Annotated in this window: 14 protein-coding genes; 5 read left to right on the top strand and 9 right to left on the bottom strand. The window is 74.7% G+C overall.

Going from position 1 to position 19961, the window contains the following annotated elements; genetic code table 11:
• Positions 1 to 2 precede the first annotated feature (2 nt).
• Positions 3 to 1970, bottom strand: coding sequence for a primary-amine oxidase (locus ABGB08_RS27970; RefSeq protein WP_347595575.1), 1968 nt, complete (start codon positions 1968 to 1970; stop codon positions 3 to 5).
• A gap of 198 nt (positions 1971 to 2168) precedes the next feature.
• Between ABGB08_RS27970 and ABGB08_RS27965 the strand changes: the two genes are divergently transcribed.
• On the top strand, positions 2169 to 2882 hold the full coding sequence (locus ABGB08_RS27965; RefSeq protein WP_347595572.1) for a GntR family transcriptional regulator: 714 nt from the start codon (positions 2169 to 2171) through the stop codon (positions 2880 to 2882).
• Positions 2883 to 2921: 39 nt separating this feature from the next.
• Here the strand turns inward: ABGB08_RS27965 and ABGB08_RS27960 are convergent, their stop codons facing one another.
• From ABGB08_RS27960 to ABGB08_RS27930, 7 genes are all read right to left on the bottom strand, one after another.
• Positions 2922 to 5309, bottom strand: a complete 2388-nt coding sequence (locus ABGB08_RS27960; protein WP_347595569.1) for an FAD-dependent oxidoreductase — start codon at positions 5307 to 5309, stop codon at positions 2922 to 2924.
• Positions 5306 to 6781, bottom strand: coding sequence for an aldehyde dehydrogenase family protein (locus ABGB08_RS27955; protein ID WP_347595566.1), 1476 nt, complete (start codon positions 6779 to 6781; stop codon positions 5306 to 5308). The genes ABGB08_RS27960 and ABGB08_RS27955 overlap by 4 nt, the downstream gene beginning before the upstream one ends.
• Before the next feature lie 112 nt (positions 6782 to 6893).
• Complete coding sequence (locus tag ABGB08_RS27950) at positions 6894 to 7913, bottom strand: hypothetical protein (RefSeq protein ID WP_347595564.1); 1020 nt, start codon at positions 7911 to 7913, stop codon at positions 6894 to 6896.
• Positions 7914 to 7923: 10 nt separating this feature from the next.
• Complete coding sequence (locus ABGB08_RS27945; protein ID WP_347595561.1) at positions 7924 to 9549, bottom strand: amidohydrolase; 1626 nt, start codon at positions 9547 to 9549, stop codon at positions 7924 to 7926.
• Positions 9539 to 10675: an extracellular solute-binding protein gene (locus ABGB08_RS27940; protein ID WP_347595559.1), complete on the bottom strand. Its 1137-nt coding sequence runs from the start codon at positions 10673 to 10675 to the stop codon at positions 9539 to 9541. Before ABGB08_RS27940 ends, ABGB08_RS27945 begins: the two co-directional genes overlap by 11 nt.
• A 136-nt stretch (positions 10676 to 10811) precedes the next feature.
• A complete protein-coding gene (locus ABGB08_RS27935; RefSeq protein WP_347595556.1) occupies positions 10812 to 13052 on the bottom strand; it encodes a N,N-dimethylformamidase beta subunit family domain-containing protein in 2241 nt (746 codons plus the stop codon).
• Positions 13049 to 13381, bottom strand: coding sequence for a hypothetical protein (locus ABGB08_RS27930; protein ID WP_347595553.1), 333 nt, complete (start codon positions 13379 to 13381; stop codon positions 13049 to 13051). Before ABGB08_RS27930 ends, ABGB08_RS27935 begins: the two co-directional genes overlap by 4 nt.
• A 90-nt stretch (positions 13382 to 13471) precedes the next feature.
• Here ABGB08_RS27930 and ABGB08_RS27925 point away from each other — a divergent pair, with 90 nt between their 5' ends.
• A complete protein-coding gene (locus tag ABGB08_RS27925; RefSeq protein ID WP_347595550.1) occupies positions 13472 to 14080 on the top strand; it encodes a cysteine hydrolase in 609 nt (202 codons plus the stop codon).
• On the opposite strand, the gene ABGB08_RS27920 is transcribed toward ABGB08_RS27925, so the two are convergent.
• Positions 14077 to 15342 carry an MFS transporter gene (locus tag ABGB08_RS27920; protein ID WP_347595547.1) on the bottom strand — a complete coding sequence of 422 codons (1266 nt, stop codon included), beginning with the start codon at positions 15340 to 15342 and terminating at the stop codon, positions 14077 to 14079. The genes ABGB08_RS27925 and ABGB08_RS27920 overlap by 4 nt on opposite strands.
• A gap of 145 nt (positions 15343 to 15487) precedes the next feature.
• On the opposite strand from ABGB08_RS27920, the gene ABGB08_RS27915 reads away from it, so the two are divergent.
• From ABGB08_RS27915 to ABGB08_RS27905, 3 genes are all read left to right on the top strand, one after another.
• The gene (locus ABGB08_RS27915) at positions 15488 to 17074 is read left to right on the top strand and encodes a gamma-glutamyltransferase (RefSeq protein ID WP_347595544.1); all 1587 of its coding nucleotides are present in this window, start codon (positions 15488 to 15490) and stop codon (positions 17072 to 17074) included.
• Between the two features lie 104 nt (positions 17075 to 17178).
• On the top strand, positions 17179 to 18507 hold the full coding sequence (locus ABGB08_RS27910; protein WP_347595541.1) for an amidohydrolase family protein: 1329 nt from the start codon (positions 17179 to 17181) through the stop codon (positions 18505 to 18507).
• A gap of 1 nt (position 18508) precedes the next feature.
• Positions 18509 to 19954, top strand: coding sequence for an amidase family protein (locus ABGB08_RS27905; protein WP_347595538.1), 1446 nt, complete (start codon positions 18509 to 18511; stop codon positions 19952 to 19954).
• The last annotated feature ends 7 nt before the right edge of the window (positions 19955 to 19961 follow it).

The raw sequence follows: 19961 nt of genomic DNA, 5'->3' as shown, positions 1-19961 counted from the left end.
TTTCAGCTCGGGGAGCAGCAGCTCGGGGCCTGGTCGCCCGGCGTCGCGTGGCCGGTCTTCCTGGCCGGGGCCGGGATGTCCATCGCCGGGTTGCGGTCGAAGAACCCGTCGGGCTCCAGGACCATCCGCAGCGTGTCGACCGGCATGACCGGCCACTGCTCGGGGCGGGGGTAGTGGTGGCTGCCGAGGACCGGCCAGAGCACCAGCTCGACCCCGTCCAGCGAGCGGTCCTGCCGCTGCCACACGTGCACGCCGTCCTCGCCGGGCTCGGCGTGGTTCGGGTACTGGCCGCCGACGAAACGCTCCGCCGGGTCGTACGGCGTCGCCCACAGGTGCCGGTGCACGAACGGGGCCCGGCGGGCCATCACCGAGTCCGGGCGGCCGAACGGGCGGGCCGTGCCCTGCAGGGTCAGCCGGTAGGCCGTCGGCTCGCCGTACCGGTTGGTGGCGGTGGCGCTCTCGACGCGCCAGTGCCGGGCGGTGGCCGGGTCGGTGCTGCGGGCCGCCTCGGACTCGCGGCGGATGGGGGTCCGGACGTGGCGGACGGCGTTGCCGTACGGGTCCAGCGCGGGGTCGGGCTCGCCCTCCGCGTGCGCCTCCACCAGGCGGTTGAGCGGGCCGTCGACGGCGGTGTCCAGGCGGAGGCCGAAGTAGTGCTGGTGGGTGGGGACCTGGACGTGGTCGGCGACGCGCCTGCCGTACCTGACCTCCTCGCCGGCCTCGACGCCCGAGGCGGACAGCATGCCGGTCAGCTTGACCTCCAGTTCGATCCTCCCGTCCTGGTAGAGCGACCAGTAGAAGCCGTAGTCGTAGTTGGCGACCGTCTGGAAGTCGGACACGATCAGCCGGCGGCTGCGGCGGACCTGGCCCACCCCGCGCCGCAGGTCGTTGTGCTTCCAGAGGATGCTGTCGTCCTCCTCGTGCATGCAGATGGCGTTGCGGATCGTCACCGGCTCGCCGGCGCCGCCCAGGTAGGTGGCGTCGAAGTAGCGGATCACGCCGAGGCAGTCGCAGCCGAGTTCGAGCGAGTTGGTGAGCGGCCCGGCGCCGTACTCGCCCCAGTCGAAGAAGTTCTTCCGGTACTGGGTGGAGTTGGAGTCGAGGTACGGCACGTACATCTCGTTGCAGGAGGCCCGGCGGAGCACCGAGCGGCCGAGGAACTCCAGGTCGTGCAGGACCAGGCCCTCGCGGTGGGTGAAGCCGATCCGGAACCGCCAGCCCTGCCACTCGACGAGGTGGCCGGTGACGGTGAAGCTGGGCCCCTCCGGCTGGACCACGTCAAGGGGGCGCAGGCCGGGGCGGTCCGGCCCGAAACCGCCGGGCTCCAGCGGGCCCGCCTCGGCGGACATCGGGACGACCCCGTGGTCCTCGACCTCGATGACCTCCATGGTGTGCATGTCGATGATCGGCACCACGCCCTGGACCGGGCGGACGTAGCCGTTGTCGCCCTCGTCGACGCGGTGCCAGACGGTGCCCCAGGTCAGCCGGCGGCCGGCGTACCTGGCCGGCTCGAAGCCGCCCATCGACTCGGCGTCGATCATGACGAGGGACACGTCGTGGATGCCGCGCCTGGCCAGCGCCGCCTGGAACAGCGGGCTCTCCCGGCAGGCCCGCGCGGCCGAGCGGGCCTCGTCGGAGGTGATGCCGGGGCGGCGGTGGTCGACCGGGCGCCACTCGGCGCACCGGGGGGCGTCGTCCAGGACGACGTCGACCTCCCAGGCGGCGGGGGCGTCGTGATCGATGACGACGACGGTCAGCCGCCGCACGGTCGCGGGCACCGCACCGGCCGCGGCGGCGCGGGCCGCGGCCTCGTCGAGGTAGGCGCCCCAGAATCCGGCCCGCGCGCCGAGCCGGCCGTCCGCCCGGATCAGCGCCACCGCCCGCTCGATCTCCGCTGGGGTGAGCGGGTCGAAGGGGTGCCGCTCGCCGTGCGACGGCTCAGCAACGGACAAATGCAGCATTTCAGTCATGCTGGGATCCTATCGCCCTTATTATGGATCCAGATAGTCATCGTGGGACCGAACAGGGTCGCTCAAGTTGCCACCACGTTCGCGATCGCGGAATGATTCGCTTGCCAGCGTCGACCCAACCTCGCGAAATTGGATCCATCGTTGGGACGCGAATCGCTGTCGTGCCCCGTCCCACCCGCAGGTGAAAGGTCTCCTTCCGTGGACTCCGACGCGACTTCCCTGGACCGAAGCGCACTGGTCGACGAGACGGCCAGCGCGATCCGGGCCCGCATCATGTCGGGAGAGATCCCGATCGGCGCCCAGCTCAGGCAGGCGGAGCTGGCCGCGCAGCTGGGCATCAGCCGCACCCCGATCCGGGAGGCGCTCCGCCAGCTCCAGGCCGGCGGGCTCATCGAGGTGCTGCCCCGCCGGGGGGCCGTGGTCCGCGTGCCCTCCCCCTGGGAGGTGCGGGAGGCGTACGAGGTGCGCGCGGAGCTGGAGGGCCTGGCCTGCGAGCGGGCGGTCCGCCGGGTGACCAGGACGCTGCTCGCCGAGCTCCGCGGGACCAACGACGTGCTCCGCGCCAACGAGCGCCCGCCGGCCCCGCCCGGGCCGGGGGGGCCGGTGTCGCCCACCACGATCGCCAACGACCGCTTCCACACCCTGATCCACGAGATGGCCGGGAACGAGCGGCTGGCCAGGACCATCCGGGACATCAACGAAGCCTTCCCGCGGAACGTCTCGGCCCTCGTGCTCCAGGACGACCCGCGCCACCGGGCGGACAACCTGGCCGAACACGAGCGGATCGTCGCCGCGCTCGAAGCCGAGGACGCCAAGCTGGCCCGCCGCGAGATGCGCGACCACGTGCTGGCCGCCGGGGAGCAGCTCGCCCGCTGGTACGAGCGCAGGACGGCGACGGTGTTCCGCGGCTGACCAGGCCGTGCGGCCGGGGCCGCGGCGCACCGGCATCGGTCACCGCTCCCGGCGCAGCATCCGCGCGGGGTCGAGGAAGTCCAGGTCAGGCCGGGGCACACCGTACGCGAGGTCGGCCAGCGCCGCCCCGATGGCCGGGCCGAACTTGAACCCGTGCCCGGAGCAGGCCGCCGCGACCAGCACCTGCGGGGTCTCCGGCAGCGGGCCGACCGCGAACCGGTTGCCCGGCGCCATCGTGTACCGGCAGGCCAGGTCCGCCACGACGGCGCCGTCGGCGGTGGGCAGGAAACGGGCGGCCAGCGCCCGCAGCGTGGCCCGCTCCGTCTCGGTCACCGGGCCGGGAACGGTAGCCGGATCGTCGTCGGGGCCCAGGTCCAGGCCGATCTTCACCGCGCGGCCGCCGATGGCCGGGATGCCGTACAGCAGGCCGGCGTCCGGGACGTCCACGGAGAAGCTGCCCAGGGCGGGCGGCGCGAGCGTGGAGGTGACCGACGACCCCACGTGGATGTTGACGATCCGGATCACACGCAGCACGTCCGCGAACGCCGGGATCAGCGACCCGGTCCACGGTCCGGCGCAGACCACCAGGCGGGCGGCCCGCACGGCGCCGTGCGGGGTGCGCACCACCACGCCCTCGCCGTCAGGGGCCCAGTCCAGCACGGGGGTTCCGTCGTGCCGCCGCACGCCGTACCCGCGGCCGAGCTCGGCCAGGGCCGCCAGCGCGCCCGCGGCGTCGATCACTCCCGCGTCGGGGTCGTGCACCGCGACGTACTCGTCCCCCAGCGCGAGGCCGGGGAAGATCTCGGCCGCTCGCGCGCCGTCGACCAGGGTGCAGCCCGGCCCGCGCAGCCCGCCCGCTCCCCCGCCCGCCGGCCGGGCGTAGAGCCCGCCGGTACGCGTGACCAGGGCGCGCCCGGACTCCGCCTCCAGCGCCGCCCAGGCCAGGTAGGCCCGGTCGACCAGGTCGTCCCAGACCGGCGACGGGTAGGCCCGGCGGATCATCCTGGTCGGCCCGTGTGAGGAGCCCCGCCCGTGCCCGGCCGCGAACTGCTCCAGGTGGAGGACGCGATCGCCGCGCGCCGCGAGCTGCCAGGCGGCGGACGAACCGTGCACCCCGGCGCCGATCACGATCGTGTCCACGTGCTCGGACAGCAGGGCGGGCGCGGACACCGGCCGGTCACCCGGCAGCGGCGCTCCGGCTCTCCTGGGAGACACCCTGGGAGACAGCGCGTCGACCAGGGCGGCGATGTCGTCGGAGTCGTTGTAGACGTGCACCGACGCCCGGACCACCCCCGGCAGGCCACGGCGGCCCAGGTCCCACTGGCCGTGCGCGGCCGGGACCGAGACCACGTGCAGCCCGGCGACGCGGAGCGCGCGAGCCGTCCTGGCCGGCGTCTCGCCGTCGCGTACGAAGGTCACGATGCCGCCGCCGGCCGCGGGCGGGTCGACGACCCGGACGCCGGGGACGGCGGCGAGCGCGGCGCGCAGCTCCGCGCCGAGGGCGGCGATGTGCCGGTGGGTCGCGTCGGCCCCGGTCGCGTGGAACTCTTCGAGCGCCGCCGTGAGGCCGAGGCGCAGGGCGTGGGAGTACTCCCAGGTCTCGAACCGGCGCGCGCCGGGGACCAGTCCGTACTCGTCGTCGGCCGTCCAGCTGGCGCCCCGCACGTCGGGCGCGGGCGGCCGGAGCCCGGCGCCGAGAACCGGGTCGAGCCAGAGCAGCCCGGTGCCGCGCGGCCCGCGGAGGAACTTGCGGCCGGTGCCGACGAGCAGCGCGCACCCGATCTCGGTGACGTCCACCGGAAGCTGGCCGAGCGACTGCGTGGCGTCGAGCAGGTAGGGCACGCCGGCGGCGCGGGCGATCTCGCCGATCGCCGCCGCGGGCTCGATCAGCCCGGACGACGTCGGCACGTGGGCGGCGGTGACCAGGGCGGCGGGCGTGCGCAGGGCGGCCCGCAGCGCGCCGAGATCCACCGCGCCGGTCTCGTCGGCGCCGATCACCTCGACCACGACCCCGTACCTGCGGCGCAGCTCGAACAGGTGCAGGGCCGAGCTGACGTAGGTCGACGAGGTCGCCACCACGCGGTCGCCGGGACCGAGGCGCAGCCCGTCGACGGCGCGGTGCCAGGCCACCGTGGCGCTCTCGGTGAAGGCCACGTCCTCGGCCCGGCCGCCGATGAGCCGCGCGGCCAGCCCGTACGCCTGCTCGGCCCGCGGGCGGACCGCCTCGGCGGCCTCGTAGCCGCCGATCCGCGCCTCCAGCCGGAGATGGTCGACGACGGTCTCCAGTACGGCCGCGCTGGGCAGCGCCGCCCCGGCGGCGTTGAGATGGCGGGCGTGCCCGGCCCCCGGGGTCGCGGCCCGGGCGGCGGCGACCAGCCGGCCGGTCGCCGCCGCGACCGGAGCCGCCCCGTCGAGTTGCGTCGTCACAGCGCCACCACGACGCTCTTGCGCTCGCAGAAGCCGTGCAGCGCCTCGTCGCCCAGGTCCCGGCCGAGCCCGGAGTCCCGCACCCCGCCGAACGGCAGGGCGGGGTCGAAGATGTTGTAGGTGTTGATCCACACCGTCCCGACGTGCAGCTCCCTGGCCATCCGGTGCGCCCGCGCGACGTCGCGGGTCCAGACCCCGGCGGCGAGGCCGTAGTCGGAGTCGTTGGCGATGGCGACCGCGTCGGCCTCGTCGGCGAACGGGATGACCCCGACCACCGGGCCGAAGATCTCCTCCCGGGCGATCCGCATGTCGTTGCGCACCCCGGTGAAGAGGGTGGGTTCCACGAAGAATCCGGGCCGGTCGGGCACGCCGCCCCCGTAGGCCAGGGTGGCGCCCTCGGCCACCCCCGCCTCGATGTAGGACAGCACCCGGCCGCGCTGCTCCTCCGACACCAGCGGGCCGACCGTGATCCCGCCGGCCAGACCGTCGCCCACCGGCACCTTGGCGACGGCGGCGGCCAGCCGCTCGTGCATCTCGCCGAGGATCGACTCCTGCACCAGCAACCGGCTCCCGGCCGTGCACATCTGCCCCGAGTGCCCGAAGGACGCCCGCATCGCGGTGACCACCGCCGCGTCCAGGTCGGCGTCGGCGAACACGATGTTCGGGCTCTTGCCGCCGAGTTCCAGGGTCAGCCGGGTGATGGACGGCGCCGCCGCGGCCATCACCAGCCGCCCGACCTCGGTCGACCCGGTGAAGGACACCTTGGCCACGCCGGGGTGGGCGACGAGCGCGGCACCGGCCTCGCCGTCGCCGGTGAGCACGTTGAGCACGCCGTCGGGCAGCCCCGCCTCGGCGCAGACAGCGGCGAGCCTGAGCATGGTGAGCGGCGTCTGCTCGGCGGGCTTCACCACGACCGGGCAGCCCGCGGCCAGGGCCGGGGCCAGCTTGAAGCAGGCGGTCATGATCGGGAAGTTCCACGGCAGGATCAGCGCGGCCACTCCGACCGGTTCCAGCACCGTGTACGCGTGGTGCGGGGCGCCGTTGCCGTCGATCGGGATCACCGCCCCGGTCAGCCGCCCGGGGGCGCCCGCGAAGTGCCGGAAGGTCCGCGCGCCCGCCGCGACGTCGGCCCGGGACCGCTCGATCGGCTTGCCGTTGTCCCGGGTCTCCAGCACCGCGAGTTCCTCGGCGGCCGCCTCGATCAGCTCGGCCACCCGGTGCAGCACGCGGGTGCGCTCCAGCGGCGGCAGACCGCGCCAGCGCGCGTCGGCGTGCGCCTGGGCCGCCGCGGCGACCGCCGCGTCGACGTCGGCGGCGGTCGCCTGGGCGACCCGGCTGAGCAGGGTGCCGGACGCGGGATCGACGACGTCGATCCGGTCCCGGTCGCCCGGGGGAACCCACACCCCGCCGACGAGGAACGGCTCCTCGTCGCGGAGCGGGACCAACCTGCCGTCGGCTGCGGTCGTGCTCATGTACGTCGTGCCCCCAATGCCGAAAGGGATCCTAGTTTTGATCACTTGGATCCAATAATACGATTTGATCGTGTTTTTACGCCAAGGGGGGTCATTTGAGGACCCACCACGGTTACGGCCGGTTCAACAGGCGGCGCGGGTTCTCGATGAGGATGCGTTCGACGACCTTCGGGTCCCCGCCCGCCAGCCGGGTGATCCCCGGGCCGATCCGCCGGAACACGTGGTCGTAACCGAACCCGCCGTTGTGCTTGAGGTTGGCCTGCGCCCACACGTCGGCCCCGATGACCAGCCGGTCCGCGAAACCCTCGGAGAGCAGCCAGGCCACCATCTCGAACCGTTCCGCGTCGGTGGGGTTGCGCTGGGCGGGGTCGCCGTACAGGAAGTCCGAGCCGAAGGTGTCGTAGGCGAGCGTCGCCCCGGCCTGCGCGACCTCCCGGTGGTAGCCGGGGTCGAAGTACTCGTCGAGGTGGCCGATGACCACCCGCGCCGGGTCCATCCCCTCCTCGACCAGCGCCTCCAGCACCGGGATGGCGGGTCTGCCGCGGAACGAGAGGTGGACGTAGACGGCGGCGCCGGTCTCCGCGCCGGCCCGGCCGGCCGCGCGGAGCACCTTCCACTCGCCGTCGGTCACCGGCCAGCTCGTGCCGATCTCGCCGAGCAGCGCCGGGCGGATGCCGGTGCCGCCGATGCCGTGCCGCAGCTCGGCCAGGAGCATCTCGGTGACGCCGTCCACGCCGGCGGCGCGCACCCGGGCGGGGTGGGTCTGCTCCACGTAGAACCCGCCGCCCACGCAGACGTGCACGCCGCTGCGGCGGGAGATGTCCGGCAGTTCGGCGAGCCGCCGCCCCATGCCCTCCAGGGTCAGCTCGACGACGGCGCTCGCGCCCGCCGCCCGCGCGTCCGCCAGCTCCCGCACCGCCACGTCCGGATCGTGCAGCACCAGGTTCTCCGGGATGGACAAGGCGTTCCACCGCAGGTAGCCGAGGAGTTCCGGGCCGATCGGCACCCCGGGCGGGGGTTCCTCGGCGCTCGGCCTGCTCCACACCCGCAGGTCGCTGAGCAGGTGCTCGTGCATCGAGGTCGGCCCGAGCTCGGCGGGCTCGATCGGCCCGAGAACGGTGTGAATGGGCATGTCCCTCCTGTCATCCGGCGTATACGGTCTGGCCGCCGACGACGGTCCTGAGCACCTGGATGTCGCCGGCCCGCTCGTCCTCGGTCGCCACCGGATCGGCGTCGAGCTCCACCCAGTCGGCGAGCGCGCCCGGCGCGAGCCACCCGCGTTCCCCGTCGGCGAAGCAGTACCTGGCGGCGTCCACGGTGTACATGCGGAGCGCCTCCTCGGCGGTGATCGCCTGCTCGGGCCCGAGCGGGGCGTCGAGGCCGCGGACCCGCCTGGTCCTGGCCTGCCACATGCCGAACAGCGGCGCCATCGGGAAGTCCGGGCCGTCGGAGCCGCCCGCCACCGTCACCCCGGCGTCGAGCCAGTCCCGCAGCGGCGCCGTGGCGGCGGCCGGTTCCCCGAACCGGGCGGCGATACCGGACGCCACCCGCCACTGCATGGACGGCTGGGTGGAGAGCAGCACGCCGAGCCGCCCGGCCAGCGCCATGCTCTCCGCCGACGGCCAGAGGTAGCAGTGCATGATCGAGAACCGCAGGTCGCGGATGGGCCACTCCGCGTCGGCCCGCTCGAACGCCGCCAGGGCGACCCGGACCGCCTCGTCCCCGACGGCGTGCACCGCCATCGACCACCCCGCGCGGGCGCAGAACCGGACGAGTTCCTCGAAGGTCTCAGACCCGCAGGTCTGGTTGCCGTGGTATCCGTCGGTGCCCGGCCAGGGCCGGGAGAGCAGCGCCGTGCCGAAGCCGCCGGTGCCGTCCAGGTAGACCTTGAGCGGCCCCAGCTTGAACAGCTCGTCGCCGAACCCCGTCCGCACCCCGAGCCCGCCGAGCCCGCGCAGGAACCGCCCGGGCGGCACGTCGGTGTCGGCCAGCGGCATGCCCATGGTCCGCAGGGTGAGCCGCCCGGTCCGCCAGGCGTCCTGGTAGACGGCCATCTCGTGGGGGAACAGGCCGGGCTCGCTCGCCCCGGTGACGCCCAGCGAGTGCAGGTGGCGCTGGGCCTCGTCCAGGGCCGCCGCCAGTTCCGCCGCCGAGGGCGGCGGGATCAGCGAGAAGACCAGGTCCGCCGCCGGGCGCTCGACCAGGACTCCGGTCGGCTCGCCGTCCGGCGTCCGCTCGATGCGCCCGCCGGGCGGATCGGGGGTGGCGCGGCCGATCCCGGCGCGGCGCATCGCCTCGCTGTTCACGATCGCGTCGTGGGTACGGCGGTCCAGGTAGAGGCCGACCCCCGGGGAGACCGGGTCCAGGTCGGCCGCGGTGGGCAGCCGGCCCTCGGCGAGGTCCTCCTCGTGGAAGTGGGCCCCGACCACGACCCAGTCGTGGCCGGGGTTGGCCGCGAGCCAGTCCCGGATCCGGTCGACCACCTCGGCCACCGACCCGGCCTCCGAGATGGTCAGCCGCCGGCGTTCGAGTCCGGCGGTGAGCACGTGGACGTGGGAGTCGATGAAGCCGGGGAGCACGGGCCCGGCCGCCCGGTGGACGGGGACGCGCGCGCCCGCCAGGGCGCGCACGTCGGCCAGGTCGCCCGTGGCGGCGATCCGGTCGCCGACCACGAGCATGGCCTCGGCCAGCGGCCGCGCGGGATCCATGGTCCGGATGCGCCCGGCGACCACGGTCGCCGGGCCGGCCGGATCCGGGCTACTGGGCAAGCCAGCCCGTGTACCAGGCGAGGAGGGCGTCACGCTGCTCCGCCCGCGCCCGGGAGTTCTGCCAGACGATCTTGTCGTGGGAGGGGGAGCTGACGATGGTGGCAAGGGTCTCCTCGGTCATGTGCTGGAACGCGTCGGGGTTGCCGGGGCCGTAGCCGGTCAGCTTCGCGAACTCGGCCTGCCGCTTCGGGTCGCTCATCCACTCCGCGAGCGCGAAGATGTTGTCCGCGTTCGGCGCCTTGGCGGGGGTGACCATCACGTTGGGCGCGACGACCGCCTGGTTCCAGGAGACGGTGATGTCCTGGCCGCCGTTGCGGAGCGCGGCGTACTGGCCGCTCGGGCCGAGGGCGACCGCGGCGGTCCCGGAGGCGATCAGCTGCTGGATCTCCGGGTAGGCGTTGTAGAAGACCATGTTCGGGCGCAGCTCGTTCAGCTTCTTGGTGCATCGGTCGAGGTCGAGCGGGTAGAGCTGGTCGGGGGCGACGCCGTCGGCGAGCAGCGCGACCTCGCAGGTGCTGTCGTAGCTGCCGGGGGTGCCGGGCCAGGCCCGCTTGCCGGGGAACTTCTTGACGTCCCAGAAGTCGGCCCAGGTCTGCGGGCCGCCGTTGGGGAAGGTGCTGGTCAGGTAGCCCTGGGCGTGGCCGACCAGGAAGGTGCCCCACGCCTTGTCCCTGATGTCCTCCGGCAGCTGCTGGTCCAAGGTGGCCCCGGCGGGCCGGGAGAGGATGTTGTCCTTGTAGTGGTAGGCGAAGTCGAGGCCGACGTGCATGGCGTCGTAGTCGCCCGCGCCGCCGTTGAGCATGGTGTCGGCGAGCGCGTCCTCCTCGACGGTGGAGACCACCTCCACCCCGGTGTCGCCGGTGAACCCGTCGAAGTAGGTCGTCTGGCGGGCCTTGTTGGTGGGGCCGCCGAAGTCGGCCCAGACGATCCTGCCGGACAGCTTCTGTCCGCCGGACGGGGCGGCCGTGCCGGACGGGGCGCTCGTGGTGGACTCGGTGCCGCCACCGCAGGCGCTCAGCGCGAGCGCGGCGGTGAGGGACAGCGCCACCGCGGTGAACAGGCGGCGGGTGGACCGTGAGGGAAGGGACCGCGGGGGAAGGGGACGGAGCGGCGCTGGAGCGGACATAGGCTTCGAGCCTCCAAGTCGGGACGCTGCGGTGTCGCAGATACCTCGAGGATCGTGGATTCACTTTGAGGTGTCTTGGATCCAATGTAAGCGCCTAGGATGCATCCGTAGGTTAAGGACAGGTATCGGATTTCGGTCACCCGGGCTCGTCGAGCACCGGGGCCCCCGAGGCGAACCTGCGGACGACGTTGCCGAGCAGCCGGCTGACATCGCCGTCGAGCTCGCGGAGCGCCCCCGCGAACGCGATGGACCCGGCCGAGAAGACCGCTCCCCCACCGGCCCGGGGAACGAGCACCAGGTCCGCGTGGACCCGCGGATTCCGCCCGCCGCCCAGCACCCGGCTGGTCATGTTGAAGTTCTCCCGGGCCTCCAGCATGTCGTCGTCGTGCCCGACCGAGGTCGCGAGCACGATCGCCTCGGCCGCGGTGCCCAGCGGCGGGGCGGCCGAGTCGATCTCCAGCCCGGCCGCGCCGCCCGACACGCCGTCGGCGCCGAAATCCCGGGCGCGGACGCCGTCGAACACCCAGTCGGTGGCGGGGTCATGGGCGACCCGGCGGTACGGCGCCCCCGAGCCAGGATTGCCCGCCGCGACGAACCCGACCCCGAAGGTCTTCTGCGGCGCCCGGCCGCGGAACCGCCAGATGCCGCCCTGCTGGCCGGTGAACCCCAGGTGGTACTCGCCGGGCCCGGCCAGCCAGGCCTGGGTGCCGCCCCACCGCCGGACCTCGATCACCTGCTCGTCCTGCGGGTCGACCCCGGTCACCCAGTACATGCCGTTGCCGCCGAGGTAGCAGAGCCGCCCGCCGGTGGCCGCGTACTCCTCGTAGGCGTCCAGCATCTCCAGGGTCGGGTATTCCGGATGCGTCCCGGTGAGGACGACGGCGTACCCGGACAGCAGGCCGGCGCCCTCGCGGTGCAGGTCCCGGTCGGTGGCGACGTCGAACTCGATGCCCGAGCGGTCGAGCCAGTCGACCAGCTGCATGTCCCCGGTGAACTGCCAGACCGGCGCGTTGTGGTCGTAGGCGCGTTCGCGCAGCGTGAGCAGCGGGCGCCGCCAGCTGGAGTAGCAGACGCCGGTGCCGTCGGCGTGCGATTCGTACAAGGAGTAGCCGAGCTCGCGGTGGGCGTCCCGGAACAGCTCGAAGTCGTCGAGGGCCGGGACCTGCTGGGTCCACACCTGGGTGCGCGGGCTGTCCACCCCGACGTGGTCGTTGCCGTAGGCGAGGTAGCTGTTGGTGGGCAGGACGAGCAGCACCCGGGCCGGCCGGGCGTCCCCGGCCGGGCGGACGAACACCGGCACCGTGTCGGCGGCGCCGTCGCCGTCGGTCAGCTCCAGCGCGTACACGCCGCTCGGCAGGCCGGACGGCAGGCGGAGCACGGCCGGATCCCGCCAGCCGCAGTCGGTCATGTCGTCCCGGTGGAAGTGGATCGCGGCGTACTGCCCGGGGGCGAACCGGAAGTCGGTGACGTCCCCCGTCCACCCGGACGCGGTCACCGCGCGCTGCGGGTGGTGCACGGCCGTCCCGTGCCGCCCGTACGGCCCGGCGTCCACGACGTGACCGGTACGGCTGACGCCCCCGGGCCCGATGCCCGCCGCCAGATCCCAGGCGGCGACGACGTCCGGATGCCCGGCGAGCGCGGCACGGTCACCGCGCGCCCCCGCCCGCCCGACGACCACCGGGTTCTCGACCCGCCCGTCGTAACGCTCGTCCCCCTCGCCGCCGGCGCTCTCCGCCCGCCGCCCCCAGCGCAGCGGGACGCCCCGCGGGGAAAGCGGATCCCCGGCCAGCCGGGTCTCCGCCCGGGCCGGAGCGATGGGGGGCAGCACCACCCGGTCGGCCTCGAACGTGCCGCACGCGGCGACCTCCAGCTCGACGGCCGCTCCCGCGGCGCCGCCGATCGAGGCGCGCAGCTCGTACCAGCACCCGGACACCAGCGGCGCCCCGGCGACCAGCTCGGCCACGCCCGCCGCCGTGCCCACCACGAGCCGCGCCCGCCCGTCGGCGGCCAGGCCGAGCGTCCACCCCGCCGTGCCGTCCCAGTGCGCGAGCACCGTCTGGGCGTCCGCGCTCGGCCGGGTCGGCATCACCGCGACGGCCACGGTCACCCCGGCGGGCCCGGCCGCGGGGAACCCGTCGACCCGTACGGACGAGCCCGCGACCGTCTCCTGGACAACCCCCGGACGGGTGATCGGAGCGACCCCGGGCACCGGAACGACCCGGCGGCGCACATCCGCGCTCGGGATCGACAGCGCGAGCAGGCGGACCAGCCGGGCGCTCCACTCGGCCGCGGGCGTGCTCACGTAGCAGGTCACGTCGTCGCCCGGCCGGTAGGAGATCCGGTCGGTGTACCCCATCACCCCGGGACGCCCGCTCACGGCAGCAGCCCGTAGTCCCGCAGCCTGCGCAGCAGCACCGCGTGCTCGGCCTCCCGGCGGGTGGCGTGCCGGTCGGCGCCGTCCGGGGCCGGGGGCGCGCCGCGGACCGTGGCGCGGCGGACGACCGCGAAGCCGTCCGGCGTGCGCAGCACCGCGTACCGCGGCAGCTCGGGGTCGGGGTTGCGGCGCAGGAAGTCCAGCACCTCGACCAGCGCGGCCGGCTGCCCGCCGCGCGGCGGATGGGCGCGTGCCTCGGCCAGCAGCGCGGGGGTGACGAGGGCGCGGATCCGGTTGGCGCGGATGAACTCGTCCTGGATGCTCAGGCTCATGCCGGCTCCCCTCAAGAAAATGAACATTCTGGATCCTAGCAAGATGATTTAGGATCCAGATCTGACGTCTGACCCCAAAGGAGCCGGAGCATGGAGATCATCGGAAACGCCGTCCTCATCGTGGTCGACATCCAGGGCGGCGGAGTGCCCGAGGCGGAGTCCCGCACCGAGATCCCGCACATGGGCGGCCGGTCCGAACGTGTCGCGCGGGTCGAGAACCTGATCGGCGACTGCCGCGCCAAGGGCGTCCCCGTCGTCTTCATCCAGGAGGTCCACAAGCCGTCACTGGTCGACATCGGGCGCGAGCTGGACGGCGTGGAGGGGCCGCACTGCGTCGAGGGCTGGCCGGAGACCGAGCTGGCGCCGCACATCCGGCCGCGGCCCGAGGAGTTCCTGATCCGCAAGCGCCGCTACTCGGCGTTCTTCGGCACCGAGCTGGAGATCGTGCTCAAAGCGCACCGCGCCCAGACCGTGCTGCTGATCGGCGGATTGACCGACGTCTGCATCCACTACACGGCGGTGGACGCGCACCAGCACGACTACCACGTCAAGGTGCTGACCGACTGCGTGGGCGGCTCCTCGCAGCGCGCCCACGACGCCGCCCTGGAGGCCGTCCGGTACCTCCAGCGCGACGCGCTGGTGACCAGCGAGGAGGTGACGGCGTGGCTCGACGCCCGTGAACCGGTGGCGGAGCTCTAAGCGGCAGGAGGCCGGGCGCGCAGGCCGTGCCCCGGCTCGGCCGCCAGCACGCCAAGACCGGCCACCGCCAGGGCGGCGGCGGCCACGAACGCCGACCACTCCCCCCACCAGCCGGACAGCACGCCCCCGAGGAACGATCCCCCGGCCAGGCCGACGGCGATGTACGCGTTGAAGAAGCCGAGCCCGGTGGCGCGCAGGCTCGGCGGCAGCCGTTCTGTGGCGATCATGGTGAGGGACGGGAACAGCGGGGCGAACCCGGCGCCGAGCACCACCGCACCGGCGGCCGCCATCGCGAACGACCCCGCCGCCGCGACCACCAGCAGCCCCGCGGCCACGCAGCTCAGCGCCAGCACCGCCGACCGCCGGGCGCCGATCCGGTCCGGCAGCACGCCGACCGCCAGCCGGGCCAGCACCACCGAGGCCGCGAAGACGGTGAACACGCTCGCCCCGCCGAACACGCCGTCCGGCCGGACCCCCCGGGACTCCAGGTGCAGCACCAGGTAGGTGAGCAGCACGCCCTCGGTCGCCCAGACCAGGCCCGCGACCACCCCGGCCCGCGTCACCGACCGCACCGCGACCCGCCAGCCGGGCGCGCTGGGGGCACTGGGCGCGCCGTCGGTGGGACCCGCCGCGCCACCGGCCAGGTTCTCCCCCGTCACCACCGTGGTCTCCTCGGGCGGGAATCCGTCCGCCCGGTGGCGGACGACCAGGGCGGCGACCACGGAACCCAGTTGCAGCGCCCCGCAGACCAGCCACACCGCGCCGAACCCGGCGAGATGGAAGGTGTTCTCGCCGACCACGGGGCCGAGGGCGAGCCCGATCCACACGCCGAGGCCGAACACCCCCAGCGCCTGCCCGCGCCGCTCGGGGGCGACGATCGCGAGCACCCAGGCCATCAGCGCCGTCGCGATCACCGAACCGCCGGCGCCGAAGAGCACCCGGCCCGCGGCCACGCCGGGGACGGTGGCCGACACGAGCAGCAACAGCACGCCGGCGGAGCCGAGCAGGCCGCTGGCCACCGAGACCACGCGGTAGCCGTACCGGTCGGCCAGCACGCCGGCGAACGGCTGGACCACGAGCGACGCGATCGGGGAGAGCCCCACCAGCGATCCGACCAGGGCGGGCCCGCCGCCGAGCACCTCCACCACGTAGCGTGGCAGCACGGGCGCCGTGGTGCTGTACGCGACGTTGCTGAGCGCGGACGAAACGAAGATCAGCCAGAACGCGGGCGTGGCGAAGCGCGGCGCGCCACCCCGCCTCATCCGCGGCGGTCCGGGACCCGGTCGGGCTCGTACGCGTTCTCGCCGGGGGAGCCGCGAAGCGCGACGATTGTATCCATGTGTCGATTATCAACACTGTTTCGAGATGTTCCTCCAATTTTGGCGTGATTCTCCGCATACTGAATCCATGAGCACGACGATCGGATCCAAAGTTGCCCTCGCGGCCCCACATCGCGCGGCGGTCGACGCCGGGCGGCACGCGGTGGCCGCGGGCGGCAACGCGCTCGACGCCGCCCTCGCCGCCGCCACCGCCCTGACCGTCGTCTACCCGCACCAGTGCGCGCTCGGCGGCGACCTGGTGGCGCTGGTCCGCCGGCCCGGACCGGACGGCCCGGGGACGGCGGCCGGGTCTGCCACCGTATCGGCCGTCGTGTCGGCCGGAGCCGCGCCCGCCGCCCTCACCCCGGCCGTCCTCCCCGGCCCCGCCATGCCGCGCCAGGGCCCGCACACCGTCACCGTCCCCGGTGTCGTCGCCGGCTGGCAGGCGCTGGCGGGCCTCGGCGCCCGGCTCCCCCTGAGCCATCCCCTCCGGTACGCCCAAGGCCTGGCCGAGCGGGGATCCACCGTCACGGCCGGGCTGCGGCGCGCGCTCGGCAGCCGGGCCGGGGCCGTGCTCGCCGACCCCGGCCTGCGCGCCCTCTTCGCCCCGGACGGCGAACTGCCGGCGACCGGCGCGCGGTTCACCCAGCCCGCCCTCGCCCGCACGCTCGCGCACCTCGCCGACGACCCGGCGAGCTTCTACCACGGCGAGATCGCCGAACGCCTGGCCGCCGGGCTCCGCGCCGCCGGCGGCCTGCACACCGCGGCCGACTTCGCCGCCCACCACGCGGAGGTCGTCCCCGCGCTCGCCGCCCGGCTCGGCCAGGACACCTGGTGGGCCGCCCCGCCCCCGACCGCGGGACCACTCCTGCTCGGCGTGGCGGCCGCGGCCTCCGGCGACGCCGCCCTGCTCGACGCCTGCCTGCGGGCCGTCCAGGTACGCGTCCGCCACCTCGGCGACCCGCGCACGGCACCGGTGGACATCCCGGCGATCCTGGCCCTCGACCCCCAGTCCCCGAACGGTCGGTCCCCGGGCGCTCCCGGCCCGGCGGCCCCGTGGTCCGAGCCGCCCGCCCGAGGGGACACCGTGGCGGTTTCCGCGAGCGACGACTCGGGGCTCTCGGTGGTGCTGATCCAGAGTGTCTTCCAGACCTTCGGCGCGGGCCTGCTCGAACCCGGGACCGGCGTCGTCCTGCACAACCGCGGCGCGGCCTTCAGCCTCGACCTGGCCAGCCCGGCCCGGCTGACCCCCGGCTCCCGGCCGCCGCACACGCTCTGCCCGCTGATCGTCGACTCCCCCGCCGGGGTGCTCGCGATCGGCTGCCAGGGCGGGCGCGCCCAGCCGTGGATCCTGGCGCAGGTCGCCCCCGTCCTGCTCGCCGGCCCGGAAAGGGATCCCGCCGAGGTGCTCGCCCGGCCGCGCTGGGTGGTCGGCGACGTCGACCTCGGGCACGACCGCACCACCCTGGTCGCCGAACCCGGCCTCGCCGCGGTGCTCGCCGCGGCGCGATCCAGGGACCTGCCGGTCGACGAACGCGCCGGCCCGGAGGACATCGCCGGGCATGTCCAGCTCACCCGCCGCCTGGTGGCGCCCGACGGGACGACCCGGCTCGACGCCGCGAGCGACCCCCGTGCCGACGGCGCGGGCGAGCTGATCGGGGAGGGACGCCGATGAGGGCCGAGCCCGGAGGGATATTCAAAAGTTCGCCCCTTGACGACGTTCCAGCAGGCAGACGCGATCAGTCAGACTGCGCCGGGCTCCTTTTGAATAACCCTCCGGTGATCGTGGCCGGGCACCTGGTCACGATGGATCCCGCCCGTCCGGTCGCGCAGGCCATGGCCGTGGCCGGGGGCCGGATCGCCGCCGTCGGATCCCTCGCGGAGGTGCGCGCCGCCTACCCGGAGGCCGCCGTCGAGCGGCCGGACGCGGGCGCCGTACTGCCCGGCCTGACCGACGCCCACCTGCACCTGGCGCGGGCGGCGCTCAAGTTCGGGCACGACGCGGGCGGCGCGGAACCGGACGTCCCCGGCTTCCTGGAGATCATGGCCAGGGACTGGCACGGCGAGGGGTGGGACGTCCCCCGATCCCCCGCGGAACGCGCCGACGCGCTGCGCCGGGTCCAGCCGCTGATCCACGGGCTCGGGATCACCGGCGTCATCGATCCGGCGGTCACCGAGCCGGAGCTGCGCGGATACCAGGAGTCGTGGCGGCGCGGCGAGCTCACCGTGCGGGTGACGGCGATGCCGTACCCCGAGCTGGGCACGCCGCGGGCGCCGGCCGTCGAGGACGCGATCGGGCGGCTCAGCGGGCTCGGCCTGCACACCGGGTTCGGCGACGACGTGCTGCGGATCGGCGGGGTGAAGGTCTACTTCGACGGCGAGGGCCTGAAGCGCGAGGCGCTGCTCGACGCGCCGTGGCCGTCCACCGGGTCGCCGGGACGGCAGCTCCTCGCGGACGAGGACTTCGCCAGGTTCGCCCGATTCTGCATCGAGTACGGATGGTCGATGGGCGTCCACGCGGTCGGCGGCGGCGCCGTCGCGAAGGTGGTCGGCCTGCTCGCCCGCGCGGCCGGGGAACGCTCGCTGCGCGACGGCCGCTTCCAGATCATCCACGGCTACCTCGACGTCGCCCCCGCCACGATCGCCCGCGCCGCGGAGCTCGGGCTGGTGGCGAGCGCGCAGCCCTCCATCACCTGGTTCAACGGCGCGCGGCTCGCCGGCGAGCTGGGCGCGCGGACCGACACGATCAACCCGCTCCGGTCCTGGCTCGACGCCGGGGCCCTGGTCGCCCTCGGCTCCGACGGCCCGTTCTTCCCCTTCGACCCGTGGCACCTGATGTGGACGGCGGTGACCCGGCGCGTCGACCGCCGGGACGACCCGCTCGGCCCGGCCGAGGCGATCACCGTCGCCGAGGCGCTCGCCGGATACACCAGCTCCGCCGCCGACGCCGCGTTCGCGGGCGCCGACCGCGGCGTCCTGCGCGCGGGCCTGCTGGCCGACTGGATCGCCGTCGACCGCGACCCCACCGCTCTCCCCGCCGACGAGTTGCGTTCGGTACGCGTGCTCCGCACCGACGTCGGCGGCCGGACCGTCTACCGGGAGTCATAACATGACCACGTTCCCCGACGCGCTCCATCGCTGGCCGGCCCGAGCCCTCGCGGCGGCCATCAGGGAGCGGCGCGTCTCCGCCGTGGAGGTGATGCGCGCCCACCTCGACCGGATCGACCAGCTCAACGACTCGCTCCACGCGATCGTCTCGCCGCTGCCCCGGCGGACGGCGCTGGCGATGGCCGGGGAAGCCGACCGCGCCGTCGCCCGCGGGGACGAGCTGGGCCCGCTGCACGGGCTGCCCACCGCGGTGAAGGACCTCGTCGACGTGGCCGGCCTGCCGACCGTCCACGGCTCCGCCGTCCACGCGGACGCCCCGCCCGCGACGCACGACAGCGTGCTGGCCGAGCGCCTCCGCGGCGCCGGGGCGCTCATCATCGGCAAGACCAACACCCCCGAGATGGGCCTCGGCACCCTGACCTTCAACCCGGTGTTCGGCACCACCCGCAACCCGTGGGACCTCACCCGGCACGCCGGGGGCAGCAGCGGCGGGGCCGCGGCGGCCGTGGCCAGCGGGATGCTGCCGATCGCGGACGGCTCCGACAGCGGCGGCAGCATCCGCTACCCGGCGGCGTTCTGCAACGTGGTCGGCCTGCGCCCGACCCCGGGAGCGGTGCCGAGCGGCCGTCCCGGCAACGCCTGGAGCCCGCACGGGGTGCTCGGCCCGATGGCCCGCGACTCGGCCGACGCGGCCCTGCTGCTGAGCGGGATCGCGGGGCACGACCCCCGGTGGCCGCTTTCGTGGATCCAGGATCCGTACGGGCTGGCCCGGCTGGACGAGCTCGACCTGCGCGGGCTCCGGCTGGCCTGGAGCGCCGACGTGGGCGGTCTGCCGATCGACCCGGACATCCGCGCCGCGCACGCGCGGGCCCGAGCCGCCCTCGAGTCCGCCGGCGCGGCCGTCGTGGACCGCGAACCGGACTTCTCCCACGCCGACCGGGCCTGGGAGACGATCGAGATGTTCGAGTTCTTCTCCTACGGCCACGAGCGGGTCGACGCGCTGTCCGAGGCCGCCAGGGCGGACTACCGCGAGGACTTCCTGCGCAACGTGGAGCAGGGCCGCGTGACCAGCGCGCGGGCTCTCGCCGAGGCGTTCGCCCGCCGTACCGACCTGTTCCGGGACACCGCCCGCCTGCTGGCGGACGTGGACGCGCTGGTGCTGCCCGCGACCCCGGTGCCCCCTCCCCTCGCAGAGCTGGAGTGGGTGCCCGAGATCGACGGGGTGCGCTTCGACCGCTACTTCCGCTGGCAGCTGGTCGCGAACCGGATCACGGCGACCGGCCATCCCGCCCTCGTCACCCCGGGCGGTTTCACCGAGGCAGGGCTGCCCGTGGGCCTCCAGGTGGTCGGCCCGTCGCGCGGCGACGCCCGGCTGCTGGCGATCGGCGCGGCGATCGAGACGGCGATCGGCCTCGTCGGCAGGGCGCCGGCCGCCATTCCGGGCTGAACCCGGC

The sequence above is a fragment of the Acrocarpospora sp. B8E8 genome, from assembly GCF_039871605.1.
Classification (GTDB): Bacteria; Actinomycetota; Actinomycetes; order Streptosporangiales; family Streptosporangiaceae; genus Acrocarpospora; species Acrocarpospora macrocephala.
This window is presented reverse-complemented; position numbering and strand designations above follow the sequence as displayed.